The sequence below is a fragment of the Streptomyces sp. NPDC037013 genome, assembly GCF_055607265.1.
On sequence record NZ_JBVJRV010000008.1, the window covers coordinates 68,688 to 80,900 of the forward strand.

Below are 12,213 nucleotides of genomic sequence, written 5' to 3' on the forward strand. Positions count from 1 at the left end.
GGTGAGACAAGGAGCGCTCCCGCCGGGCGGGACGCGGTCACCTGTACTTCTTCAGCTCCCGCCGCGCCAGCGACCGCTGGTGCACCTCGTCCGGACCGTCGGCCAGGCGCAACGTCCGTGCCGCCGCCCAGAGTTCTGCCAGCGGGAAGTCCTGGCTGACGCCGCCCGCACCGTGCAGCTGCACGGCCCGGTCCAGGATGTCGACCACCGCACGCGGAGTCGCGATCTTGATGGACTGGATCTCCGTGTGCGCGCCCTTGTTGCCGACGGTGTCCATCAGCCAGGCCGTCTTGAGGACGAGCAGCCGCAGCTGCTCCACGGCCACCCGCGCGTCGGCGATCCACTCCTGTACGACGCCCTGCCCGGCGAGCGGCTTGCCGAACGCGGTACGGGCCACCGCCCGCTCGCACATCAGCTGGATGGCCCGCTCCGCCATGCCGATCAGCCGCATGCAGTGGTGGATGCGGCCCGGGCCGAGCCGTGCCTGGGCGATGGCGAAGCCGCCGCCCTCCTCCCCGACGAGGTTCGACACGGGCACGCGCACCCGGTCGAAGACGACCTCGGCGTGACCGCCGTGGTAGTGGTCCTCGTACCCGAACACCCGCATGGCGCGCCGGACTTCGAGGCCGGGAGTGTCGCGCGGGACGAGGACCATGGACTGCTGGCGTCGGATGTCGGGGCCGTCCGGATCGGTCTTGCCCATCACGATGAAGACGGCGCAGTCCGGGTTCATCGCACCGGAGATGTACCACTTGCGGCCGGTGATGACGTAGTGGTCGCCGTCGCGCTCGATGTGCGTGGTGATGTTCGTGGCGTCGGAGGAGGCCACCTCGGGCTCGGTCATCGCGAACGCGGAGCGGATCTCACCGGCGAGCAGCGGCTCCAGCCAACGCTTCTGCTGCTCTTCGGTGCCGAACTGCGCCAGCACCTCCATGTTGCCGGTGTCGGGCGCCGCGCAGTTCAGCGCCGTGGGCGCCAACTGCGGGGAACGGCCGGTGATCTCGGCGAGCGGCGCGTACTGGAGGTTGGTCAGCCCGGCCCCGTGCTCGGCGTCGGGAAGGAAGAGGTTCCACAGGCCCTGCCTGCGCGCCTCGGCCTTCAACTTCTTGACCACGGCCGGGGTGTCCCACGGCGAGGCCAGCGCGGCGCGCTGCTCGTCGGCGACCGCCTCGGCCGGGTACACATGCTCGTCCATGAAGGCGAGCAGCTTCGCGCGCAGCTCTTCGGTGCGGGCGTCGAATGCGAAGTCCATGGCTCTGTCTCAGCCTTCCTGTCGTCCCTGGAGCGTGGCGCGGCCGTGCTCGATGAAGACGGGCACCAGCTCGCCGATCCGGTCGAAGCCCGCGCCGACCGTCTGGCCGAGCGTGTAGCGGTAGTGGATGCCCTCGAGGATCACGGCGAGCTTGAACCACGCGAACGCCGTGTACCAGGAGACCGCCGACACGTCGCGCCCCGAGCGCGCGGCGTACCGCTCGATCAGCTCGGCCGGGTCCGGGTGGCCCGGCGCGCCCGCGGTGGTGCTGACGGGCGAGTCGGGCAGGTCCAGCTCGGCGCTGTACATCACCAGCAGGCCCAGGTCGGTGAGCGGGTCGCCGAGGGTGGACATCTCCCAGTCGAGGATGGCCTTGATCCGGTCGTCGTCGCCGATCAGGACGTTGTCCAGGCGGTAGTCGCCGTGCACGACGGCGGGGGCGGGGGAGTCGGGGAGCGAGCGGCCGAGCGCCGCGTGCAGCTCGTCGATCCCGGCGAGCTCGCGGTTGCGGGAGGCGTCCAGCTGCTTGCCCCAGCGGCGCAGCTGGCGGTCGAGGAACCCCTCGGGGCGTCCGAAGTCGCCGAGCCCGACCGCCGCGGGGTCCACGGCGTGCAGGTCGACGAGGGTGTCGACGAGGCCGAGGACCGCGGCGCGGGTGCGCTCGGGGCCGAGCGGCGCCAGCTCCTCCGCGGTGCGGTACGGCGTCCCGTCCACGAACTCCATCACGTAGAAGGGCGCCCCGATGACGGTGTCGTCCTCGCAGAGCAGCACCGGCGCGGGCACCGGCACGTCGGTCGGGTGCAGGGCCTCGATCACCCGGTGCTCGCGCTTCATGTCGTGCGCGGTGGCCAGGACGTGGCCGAGCGGAGGGCGCCGGACCACCCAGCGGGATGCGCCGTCCGTCACCGCGTACGTCAGGTTCGACCGGCCGCCCTCGATGAGCCGGGCGGTGAGCGGCCCGCCGGCGAGGCCCGGCCGCTCGCGGTCGAGGTGGCCGCGCAACTGGTCGAGGTCGAGGCCCGGCGGGTGGTCTGAGCTCATCTTCTGCTCCTGATCGGACGGGAGGCGGTCTGACTCCCACATGATGCCGACCAGTCGGTATGTCGTCCAGAGGCTACCGGGCGCGAAGACCGGGGGAAAGAGTGATCCCCCGCACCAGACTGCCAGGGGGCGCCGGTGCGGGGGAAGGGCGGGCCGCGCTCAGTGGTCGTCCCAGTGCCCGTCGTGCGAGGCGTGCCGGTGGCCGTCGTGCAGGTAGTCGACGTGGTCCCCGTGGGTGACGGAGTCGTGGCCGCAGCCGTCCCCGTGCTGGTGGTCGTGGCCCTGGTGGGCGGTGTGGCCGGTGGGCTCGCACTCGTCGTAGTGGTCGGAGTGCAGACGGTGCATGTGCCCGTCGTGCGCGTAGTCGACGTGGTCGCCGTGCGGCACCTCGGGGTGGCCGCAGGCCGGGCCGTGGAGGTGGTCGTGCACCGGGTGTTCGTGGTGGAGCGTGGTCATGACGCGCACCTTCTGTGACTGCCGGGGAGAGTGACCCTCTCAGGCTAGCCCCTGATGCCCCATTAATTCCGTTATGCGACCCTGGTTGGTGTTTGCATGACCTCCGCGACGGCGACTCCCTGAAGGCGACCCCATGAAGGCGATCAGCTACCGCAGCTACGGCGGACCCGAAGTCCTCGAGTACGGGGAGCTGCGCGACCCCAAGGTCGGGCCCGACTCCGTCCTGGTGAAGGTGCGCGCCGCGGCGGTGAACCCCGTCGACTGGAAGTGCCGCCAGGGCCACCTCGACGGGGCGCTCGATGCCGTCTTCCCGGTGATCCCCGGCTGGGACGTCTCCGGCGTGGTGGTCCAACCGGGCGCCTCCGTACCGGAGTTCGCCGTCGGCGACGAGGTCATCGGCTATGTGCGGGAGGACTTCCTCTCGCGCGGCACCTTCGCCGAGTACGTCGCCGCCCCCGTACGCACCCTCGCCCGCAAACCGCGCAACCTCTCCTTCGAGGAGGCCGCGGGTCTGCCGCTCGCCGGCCTCACCGCCCACCAGGTCGTCACCGGCCCGCTGGCGGTGACCGAGGGGGACGTGGTCCTCGTGCACGCGGCGGCGGGCGGCGTCGGGTCGATCGCGGTGCAGCTGGCCCGGTACGCGGGCGCCCGCGTCATCGGCACCGCGAGCGAACGCAACCACGACTACCTCAGGGAACTCGGCGCCGAACCGGTCACCTACGGGGACGGGCTCGTCGACCGGGTCCGCGCGCTCGCCCCCGAGGGCGTCGACGCCGCCTTCGACACGGTCGGCGGCGCCACGCTCAAGGCCTCCGCCGAACTCCTCGCGCCGGGCGGCCGTCTCGCGTCCATCGCGGACGGCGGGGTCGTCGGCCTCGGCGGCCACTACTGCTTCGTCCGGCCCGACGCCGCCGACCTGCAACACCTGTCCCGGCTGGCCGAGGAGGACGTGGTGACCGTCCACGTCGACGAGGTGTTCCCGCTGGAGCGGGCGGCCGACGCGCACCGGCTGAGCGAGGAGGGCCGCACCCGGGGCAAGATCGTCGTGACGGTGGAGTGGGAGGACTGACCGGCCGCTCACGGAGGCTCAGACCACCATCGCCGCGGCGCACACCGCCAGCGCGAGGGTGCACAGCGCCGCCGTCCGTGCGGCCCCGAGCGTCATCGTCCGGGGCTCGCGCACGGTCAGCGCGACCATCCTGCGGTGCGCGACGACCAGGAAGCCGAGCCACAGCAGCAGACAGAGCGCGCAGGCCAGCACGCCCGGCGCGGTGGGCCCGGCGTGCAGCACGGCGCGGGCGGCGAGCACCGCGGCGACCGTGGCCGACAGCGTCGTACGCCGCCACGCGAGGCGGGTGCGCTCCGGCTGGAGCCCCGGGTCCCGGGCCTCCCCGCGGCCCGGCGTCACCCCTCCCATCCGAAGAGCACGACGATCACCATGGCGAGCGCGACGACCGCGACGGCGAGGCTCAGCACGGTCGGGAAGCGCCCGGTCGGCAGGTCCTCGCCGCGCCGCATGGCGCGTTCGCAGCGCACCCAGTGGTTGACGGCCCGCAGTGAGCAGAGCACGCCCGCGCCGAGCAGCGCCAGGGCGAGACCGATCCGCCAGCCCCAGCGCAGGTCCGGCAGGAACTGGTCGACGGCGAAGCCGCCGCCGATCAGCGCGAGGGCGGTGCGCAGCCAGGCCAGGAAGGTGCGTTCGTTGGCGAGCGAGAAGCGGTAGTCGGGGGTGTCGCCCTCCTCGCGAATGCGCTCGGGGGCGAACCACAGCCGCAGGCTCTGTACGAAATTGCTCACGGCCGCACCATAAGCCGTGCCGGTCCGCCCGCCGGGCAGGCCCTCAGCTCCCCGCGCGGAAGGCTCTCAGCCGGTGGTAGGCGTCGAGCCCGTCCGGCACCCACTCCCAGGTGCCGAGCCGCCGCGCCACCTCGTCCTCGGTGAGGAAGGCGTGCCAGGCGACCTCCTCGGCCTGGGGGTCGACCGGCAGCTCGCAGCGCACCTCGTAGAGGTACGACCACCAGCTCTTGCCCGTCCCGTCGTCGTAGAGGAACTTGAACAGCGGGGTGGGGCGCGGCAGTCCCCGCACCCCCAGCTCCTCCTGCGCCTCGCGCAGGGCGGCGTCGTCGCAGGATTCGCCGGCCCCGACCACGCCGCCCACGAACAGGTCGTAGAGGGAGGGGAAGACCAGCTTGGTCGGGGTGCGGCGGTGCACGAAGAGGCGGCCTCGCGCGTCCCGCACCTCGATGAACACGCAGCGGTGGCGCAGGCCGCGCGCGTACGCCTCGCCGCGCGCGACCTCGCCGACCACCTCGTCGTTCTCGTCGACGATGGCCAGGATCTCCTCTGCGGGGTCGGGCGCGGGCCCGTTCTCAGCCGTCATGGCGACCATCCAACCTCACCGGCCCATGACGTACTTCACGGTGGGTCCCGCGGTCCAGCCGCCGTCGACGGCGAGCTCCGCGCCCGTCACATACGAGGCGGCGTCGGAGAGCAGGAAGACCACGGCACCGGCGATCTCCTGCGGCTCGCCGACCCGGCCCATCGGGGTGTTGGGGTATTTGCCCTCGCCCTTCTCGATGCCGACCTGGGCGGTCATCGGGGTGTACGTCATGCCGGGGTGGACGGAGTTGACGCGGACGCGGGCCGTGCCGAGCTCCACCGCGCCGATCTTGGTGAGGCCGCGCACGCCCCACTTGGAGGCGCCGTACCCGGCCGTGAGGGCGAGGCCCATGAGCCCTGCGGCGGAGGAGATGTTGACGATCGAACCGCCTCCGGCCTCCTTCATGGCGGGCACCACGGTCTTCATGCCGATGAACACGCCGGTGAGGTTGGTGTCCAGGACCCTGCGGAAGTGCTCCACGGACTCCGACTCCAGGAACTGGCCGGTGGATATCCCGGCGTTGTTCACCAGGCCGTGGACGGCGCCGAACTCGGCGACCGCGAAGTCGGTGACGCGCCGCCACTCCTCCTCGGACGTCACGTCGTGGCGGACGAAGCGGGCGCGCTCGCCCAGCTCGGCGGCGGTCGCCCGGCCCTCGTCGTCGAGGACGTCGGTGAGGACGACGTGGGCGCCCGCGGCGACGGCCAGGCGCGCCGTCTCGGCGCCGAGCCCGCGCGCGGCGCCGGTGACGGTCCGGCCGGTGAGGTCGTGCTGGGTCATGGGGTCTCTCCAGGGGTGGGGCGCGGGGCGAGCAGCAGCGCCGCGGTGGTCTCGACGAGATCGGCGAGGAAGACGTCCTCGCCGGTCAGGGGGGTGGCGCCGGCCAGGTACTGGCGGGCGCGGTCGCCCAGGGCGGCGCCGATCAGGGTGAGCGCGAGGTCGAGCCGCTCCAGGCGGAGCGGCTCCGGCAGGGCGGGCGCCAGGCGGGCCACGCACTCCTCGACGCGCTCGATCAGCGTCCAGTAGACGGTGCCGTCCAGGGTGGGGTGCGGGGTGCGGGTGCGGACGCCGCTCTCGTGGCTGAGCTGGGCGGAGATGCGCAGGCAGCGGCGCCCGCGCTCGGTGCGCAACTCGCCGGCCCCGGCGCTCACCAGGGCGGTGAGCAGCCCGCGCAGATCGGTCCTGCTCTGTCCGGCGTGCTCAAGCTCGGCCGCGAGCACCTCTTCCGTACGGCGCTGACGGGCCGCCATTACCGCGTCGAGGAGGCCGCCGCGCGAGCCGAAGTGGTACTGCACCGCGGAGGGGTTGCTCTGCCCGGCGAGCCGGACGATGTCCCGCAGCTGGGCGCCGTCGACGCCCTGCTCCGCGAAGACCTCCTCACCGGCGCGGATGAGCTTCTCGCGGGTCTCGGGACCTGAGGTTCGGGCCATGGAGGAACTCTAATGCTGGCCATTATTAAAAAGCGAGGGGTGCGTGCCCGGATGGCCGGACTCTCGGACGGCGCGGTGCTCAGCGCCGGTGCAGATGCCGCCCCACGGGCCCCCGGCCGGCCCCCGGCATCGCGGGGTGCAGCCCCAGCAGCACCACCCCCGTCACGATCGCCGCCAGCCCCGCCGACTGCCAGGCCAGCGCCCCCGTGTCGGTGCGCAGCCGGTCCCCGAGGAAGCCGACGCCGCACGCGATCCCGGCCAGCGGCTGCGAGGCGGTCAGCGCGGGCAGCGACATCCGCAGCGGCGCGGTCTCGAAGGCGCTCTGCACGAGGATCAGCCCCGTCACGCCGAGGACAAGCACCCCGTACGGCTGCCACCCGGTCAGCACCTCGGAGACCCCGCCCTCGGAGAACCGCTCCCCGGTCACCCGCGTCAACGCGTCCTGCACACCGAAGAGGAGGCCCGCGGCCAGCGCGAGCAGCACCGGACCCACGCCGAACTCGGTCCGCTTGGCGAACGCGGTCAGGAGCAGCGCCGCGCCCACCATCACGCCGAAGATCAGCCAGTGCCGCAGCGGACTCGTCACCGCGTCGCCGCCGCGCGGCTCGCCCGCCACGATGAACGCGGTGACCCCGCCCGCGAGCAGCAGCAGCCCCGCCCACCCCTGGCGGCCGAGCGGCTGCCCCGTCTGGTGCCGGGAGAGCGCGAGGGCGAAGAGCAACTGGGTGGTGAGCAGCGGTTCGACGAAGGAGATCTCGCCGCGGCCGAGCGCCAGCGCGCCGAGCACCATGCCGCAGACCATCAGGCCGATCCCGGCCAGCCAGCGCGCCTCCTTGACCAGGTCGAGCAGCAGCCGCGGCGAGAGGAAGTCGCTCAGCGGCGCGTTCTGCGCCACGTTCTGCTGGAGCACGAAGCCCAGGCCGAGGCAGCAGGCGGCGCCGAGCGAGAGGACGAGGATCAGCACCGACACGTCACATACCTCGGAAGATCGGGGGCGCGGCCGTACCCGCGCGTCCGGCGCGGGAGCGGAGGGCCGCCGCCCCTCGGGCCGGGGCGCGAAAAGGGGACGCAGCCGACCATAGTGGCTCATCCGCCGCCCCGCGCCCGGGAGCTCGCGCCCTTCCCCGTGCCTGTTTCGGTTGACGTCCGCCACCGGGCTACCCAGGATCTGACCCACCGGTAACCTTGCGGGACCTGTCGAGGAGGACGACCCCTATGGCGTACGACGCAGATGTGATCGTGATCGGGGCGGGGCTCGCGGGCCTCGCGGCCACCGCCGAACTGGTCGACGCGGGGCGCCGGGTCATCCTCGTCGACCAGGAGCCCGAGCAGTCGCTCGGCGGGCAGGCGCACTGGTCGTTCGGCGGTCTCTTCTTCGTCGACTCGCCGGAGCAGCGGCGGCTGCGGATCAAGGACTCCCACGCGCTCGCCCTCCAGGACTGGATGGGGACGGCCGCCTTCGACCGTCCGGAGGACCACTGGCCGCGCAAGTGGGCCGAGGCGTACGTCGACTTCGCCGCCGGCGAGAAGCGTTCCTGGCTGCACGCGCAGGGGGTGCGGTTCTTCCCGGTCGTGGGCTGGGCCGAGCGCGGCGGCTACGACGCGCAGGGCCACGGGAACTCCGTGCCGCGCTTCCACATCACTTGGGGGACCGGGCCCGGGCTGCTCGCGCCGTTCGTGCGGCGGGTGCGGGACGGGGCGGCGCGCGGCCTCGTCCAGTTCAGGTTCCGGCACCGCGTCACGGGCCTCGCGCGCAGCGCGGGCGGCGTCGACACGGTCACCGGCGAGGTCCTCGCGCCCTCGTCCGTCGAGCGGGGCAGGGCAAGCAGCCGGGAGGTGACCGGCGATTTCGAGTTCCGGGCCCAGGCGGTCATCGTCACCTCCGGCGGCATCGGCGGCAACCACGACCTCGTACGCGCCCACTGGCCCGAGCGGCTCGGCACCCCGCCCGAGAAGATGATCTCCGGGGTCCCCGCGCACGTGGACGGCAAGATGCTCGGCATCGCCGAGGAGGCCGGGGCGCACCTCATCAACCGCGACCGCATGTGGCACTACACCGAGGGCATCGAGAACTGGAACCCCATCTGGGAGCGGCACGGCATCCGCATCCTGCCGGGCCCCTCGTCCCTGTGGCTGGACGCGCGCGGCGACCGCCTGCCGGTGCCGCTCTTCCCCGGCTTCGACACGCTCGGCACCCTGGAGCACATCATGGGCACCGGGTACGACCACACGTGGTTCGTGCTCAACCGCCGCATCATCGGCAAGGAGTTCACCCTCAGCGGCTCCGAGCAGAACCCCGACCTGACCGGCAAGTCCGTGCGCGGCGTCATCGACCGGGCGCGCGCAGACGTGCCGGGCCCGGTCAAGGCGTTCATGGACCACGGCGTCGACTTCGTCGTCGAGAAGGAGCTCGGCGCCCTGGTGCGCGGCATGAACGCGCTCACCAAGGAGCCGCTCATCGACGAGGCCGCGCTGCGCCGCACGCTCGCCGCGCGCGACCGCGAGATCGCCAACCCCTTCACCAAGGACCTCCAGGTGACGGCCATCCGCGGCGCCCGCAAGTTCCTCGGTGACCGGCTCATCCGGGCCGTACCGCCGCACCGCGTCCTCGACCCGGCGGCCGGCCCGCTCATCGCCGTGCGCCTCAACATCCTCACCCGCAAGACCCTCGGCGGCCTGGAGACGGACCTCTCCTCGCGCGTCCTGACCGAGGGCGGACAGCCCCTGCCGGGCGTGTACGCGGCGGGTGAGGCCGCCGGCTTCGGCGGCGGCGGCGTGCACGGCTACCGGTCGCTCGAGGGCACCTTCCTCGGCGGCTGCCTCTTCTCGGGACGCACCGCGGGCCGCGCCGCGGCCCGGGCGGTGAACTGACCGGCCCGCGGGGCCGGACGCTGATCGAGCGTCTCTCCGGGGGCGGGTGTGAACACGGTTGAACCAGGTGGAGGGCGAAGTCCGGCGATCGTGGGACGAGTTGGTGAAGAACGGGGGCGCCGCCGGGCCTTGACGAGGAGCAGTGCCTACCGCTTTGCTGTGCGTGATCATCCGTACGCAAGCCGCGCCGGGGAGGACGTTCCGCGGTGTCACCACCCCCGCCCCCACTCGGCCGCTCCCGCAGAAAAGCCGCGGGACACGCCTTTGACGCCGCCCTCGACGACGCGGAACTCGCCACCGCGCGCACGGCATTGGCGCAGGGCCGCTGGACCGAGGTCCGCGCGCTGCTCGCCGCGACCGGCGACGACTGGGACCGCAGGGGACACCGCTTCCACGTCCTCGGCCAGGAACCGACCACCGGCGCCTGGGCGCGCGACTGGCGGCTCGCCGAGCCCGAGAGCCACGACGCCGAGGTGCTGCTCGTCTTCGCCGCCGTGCACAAGGCGCTGCGCGGCAAGGAGCGTTCGGACAAGGTGCGCGAGCGGTGCCGCGAGGCGGCGGCCCGGGTCCCCGCCGACCCGACGCCCTGGCTGGCCCTGCTCCTCCTTGAGCGCTCGCTGGGCCGCGAGGAGGACGTCGTACGCCTCTTCGACGAGATCAGGCACCGCCACCCCGAGCACCACCACGCCCACCACCTGATGGTGGCCCGGCTCGCCGAACGGCGCCCCGGCGCGGGCCAGGACCCGCTGCACGAGGTGTACGACTTCGCGGCCTGGGCCGCCGAGCAGGCGCCCGCCGGCTCGCCCCTCGCCGTCCTGCCCGTCGTCGCGCACGCCGAGCGGTACCGCGTCCTCGCCACCGCGGGCCTGGAGTCGACCGACCCCGCGGCCTCCGGGCACTGGACCGGGCGGCGCGCCCGCGGCGTCATGAAGGCCGCCTTCGACTGGTGGCTGGAGTGGGAGACGCCGGCCGGCCCCGGCCACCCCCGCTGCCACGTCGACCTCAACTTCCTTGCCCACGCGAAGTCCTGCGAGGGCAGGGCCGCCGAAGCCGCCGCGCTCTTCCACCGCATCGGACGGCACGCGACCCCGGCCCCCTGGTCGTACCCGGACCGGGACCCGTACGAGGCGTTCGCCGCCGCGCGGGCCACCGCCTTCGGCACGGCCTGACCATCCGTCCCCGATCAGCACCTTGCGAAAGGACAACCGCGCCATGGCGACGGGAAGTTCGACCCCGAGCGGCACCAGATCACCCGGCAGAGCGACGGGTGACACCGGGATCAGCACGTACAAGGGACAGGAGCAGGCGCTGCGGGCCGGCCGGCTCGGCACGGCGGGGCTGCTGCTCTCCGTGCTCGCCGCGACCGGCCCCCTGATGGTCGTCGCCGGCGTCATGCCCACCACCTTCGGCGTGATGGGCGTCGTCGGACAGCCGCTGCTCTTCCTCGTCCTCGGCGTCGTCCTCGCGCTGTTCAGCTTCGGGTACGCCGAGATGAGCCGGCACGTGCACAACGCCGGCGCCTTCTACGCGTACATATCCCGCGGCCTCGGCGGCACCGCGGGCGCGGGCGCCTCGGTGGTCGCGCTGGTCGCCTACAGCGCCCTGCAGGCGGGCCTGTACGGCATCCTCGGCTTCGAGGTCTCCGGGCTCCTGCACACCTACGCCGACGTCGAGGTGGCCTGGTGGATCCCGGCGCTCGTCACCGTCGCCGTCGTCGGGGTCCTCGCCTGGCTGAAGATCGACCTCAACGCGCGCGTGCTCGGCGTCCTGCTCCTCATCGAGGTGGCGCTCGTCGTCATCTTCGACATCGCGGCCGTCGCCGACCCGGGCAAGGAGGGGCTGTCGCTGCACGCGCTCAACCCGGACACCCTCGGCGGCGCGGGCGTCGCCACCTCCCTGTGCTTCTGCATCGCGGCCTTCACCGGCTTCGAACAGGCCCCCGTCTACGCGGAGGAGACCAGCCGCCCGCAGGTCGTCGTCGCCCGCGTGATGTTCTTCGCGGTGGGCTTCGTCGCCCTCTTCTTCGCGTTCAGCTCCTGGGCGCTCACCGTCGCGGCCGGCCCCTCCGGCATCGTCCCCGCGGCGCGGGAACAGAGCGCGGGGCTGCTCTTCGGACTCACCGAGTCCCGGCTCGGCGGCACCTTCACCGACGTACTCCACGTCCTGTTCGTGACCGGCATGTTCGCGGCCATCCTCAGCTTCCACAACGTCGTCGCGCGGTACGCGTTCGCGATGGGGCGCGAGAGGCTGCTGCCCGCCGCGTTCGGCCGCACCAACACCGCGACCGGCGCCCCCGGCACAGGATCGCTGCTCCAGACCGTCGTCTCTGTGGTGATCGTCGTGACGTTCGCCGTCACCGACGACGGCGCGGCGGGCGACCCGACCGCGCCCGTCCTGCACCTGTTCACCTGGGGCGGCAACGTCGGCGCGCTCGGCGTGATCCTCCTGATGGCCACCGCGTCCGTCGCGGTGATCGTCTTCTTCGCCCGCCGGGGCGCCGCGCGCGCCCAGGTCTGGCGGATCACCGCGTCGGCGCTGGCCACCGTCGGGCTGCTCGTCATCGCCGGCTACACCGTCAAGGACTTCGACGTGCTCGTCGGCGCGGGCGAGGGCTCGGCGCTCAGCTGGGTGCTGCCCGGCGTCATCTTCGCGGCGGCGGTGATCGGCGTGGTGTACGGGATGATCCTGCGCTCCCGTGACCCCGGGGCGCACGCCCGCATCGGGCTCGGGAACGAGGCGTTCCAGCTGGAGAAGGCGTCTTCGTCGCCGGGGGCCTGAGGCGG

At 73.0% G+C, this 12,213-nt stretch carries 13 protein-coding genes; 4 read left to right on the forward strand and 9 right to left on the reverse strand.

The features are described 5' to 3' along the window. Positions 1-37 precede the first annotated feature (37 nt). The 3 genes from ACZ7DY_RS28705 to ACZ7DY_RS28715 all read right to left on the reverse strand — a co-directional run bounded on the left by ACZ7DY_RS28705 (position 38) and on the right by ACZ7DY_RS28715 (position 2,749). Positions 38-1,252: an acyl-CoA dehydrogenase family protein gene (locus tag ACZ7DY_RS28705; protein WP_471140107.1), complete on the reverse strand. Its 1,215-nt coding sequence runs from the start codon at positions 1,250-1,252 to the stop codon at positions 38-40. Between the two features lie 9 nt (positions 1,253-1,261). Next, positions 1,262-2,293, reverse strand: coding sequence for a phosphotransferase family protein (locus ACZ7DY_RS28710; RefSeq protein ID WP_471140109.1), 1,032 nt, complete (start codon positions 2,291-2,293; stop codon positions 1,262-1,264). A 159-nt stretch (positions 2,294-2,452) separates the two neighbouring features. Further along, on the reverse strand, positions 2,453-2,749 hold the full coding sequence (locus ACZ7DY_RS28715) for a hypothetical protein (protein ID WP_471140112.1): 297 nt from the start codon (positions 2,747-2,749) through the stop codon (positions 2,453-2,455). Positions 2,750-2,882: 133 nt separating this feature from the next. Between ACZ7DY_RS28715 and ACZ7DY_RS28720 the strand changes: the two genes are divergently transcribed. After that, on the forward strand, positions 2,883-3,818 hold the full coding sequence (locus ACZ7DY_RS28720) for an NADP-dependent oxidoreductase (protein ID WP_471140115.1): 936 nt from the start codon (positions 2,883-2,885) through the stop codon (positions 3,816-3,818). An 18-nt stretch (positions 3,819-3,836) separates the two neighbouring features. Here ACZ7DY_RS28720 and ACZ7DY_RS28725 read toward each other — a convergent pair whose 3' ends face one another. The 6 genes from ACZ7DY_RS28725 to ACZ7DY_RS28750 form a co-directional block, all read right to left on the reverse strand. Continuing rightward, a complete protein-coding gene (locus ACZ7DY_RS28725; RefSeq protein WP_471140117.1) occupies positions 3,837-4,166 on the reverse strand; it encodes a DUF202 domain-containing protein in 330 nt (109 codons plus the stop codon). Next, complete coding sequence (locus ACZ7DY_RS28730) at positions 4,154-4,546, reverse strand: YidH family protein (protein WP_471140120.1); 393 nt, start codon at positions 4,544-4,546, stop codon at positions 4,154-4,156. The genes ACZ7DY_RS28725 and ACZ7DY_RS28730 overlap by 13 nt, the downstream gene beginning before the upstream one ends. Before the next feature lie 43 nt (positions 4,547-4,589). Further along, positions 4,590-5,129 carry an NUDIX hydrolase gene (locus ACZ7DY_RS28735; RefSeq protein ID WP_471140123.1) on the reverse strand — a complete coding sequence of 180 codons (540 nt, stop codon included), beginning with the start codon at positions 5,127-5,129 and terminating at the stop codon, positions 4,590-4,592. Between the two features lie 15 nt (positions 5,130-5,144). Beyond that, on the reverse strand, positions 5,145-5,909 hold the full coding sequence (locus tag ACZ7DY_RS28740; protein WP_471140126.1) for a glucose 1-dehydrogenase: 765 nt from the start codon (positions 5,907-5,909) through the stop codon (positions 5,145-5,147). Further along, the gene (locus ACZ7DY_RS28745) at positions 5,906-6,559 is read right to left on the reverse strand and encodes a TetR/AcrR family transcriptional regulator (RefSeq protein WP_471140129.1); all 654 of its coding nucleotides are present in this window, start codon (positions 6,557-6,559) and stop codon (positions 5,906-5,908) included. The genes ACZ7DY_RS28740 and ACZ7DY_RS28745 overlap by 4 nt, the downstream gene beginning before the upstream one ends. A 79-nt stretch (positions 6,560-6,638) precedes the next feature. Beyond that, complete coding sequence (locus tag ACZ7DY_RS28750; RefSeq protein WP_471140131.1) at positions 6,639-7,529, reverse strand: DMT family transporter; 891 nt, start codon at positions 7,527-7,529, stop codon at positions 6,639-6,641. Positions 7,530-7,774: 245 nt separating this feature from the next. Between ACZ7DY_RS28750 and ACZ7DY_RS28755 the strand changes: the two genes are divergently transcribed. The 3 genes from ACZ7DY_RS28755 (at position 7,775) to ACZ7DY_RS28765 (ending at position 12,208) form a co-directional block, all read left to right on the forward strand. After that, a complete protein-coding gene (locus ACZ7DY_RS28755; RefSeq protein ID WP_471140134.1) occupies positions 7,775-9,430 on the forward strand; it encodes an FAD-binding dehydrogenase in 1,656 nt (551 codons plus the stop codon). A gap of 206 nt (positions 9,431-9,636) precedes the next feature. After that, positions 9,637-10,599, forward strand: a complete 963-nt coding sequence (locus tag ACZ7DY_RS28760; protein ID WP_471140136.1) for a hypothetical protein — start codon at positions 9,637-9,639, stop codon at positions 10,597-10,599. A 43-nt stretch (positions 10,600-10,642) separates the two neighbouring features. Then, a complete protein-coding gene (locus ACZ7DY_RS28765; protein ID WP_471140139.1) occupies positions 10,643-12,208 on the forward strand; it encodes an APC family permease in 1,566 nt (521 codons plus the stop codon). Positions 12,209-12,213 lie beyond the last annotated feature (5 nt).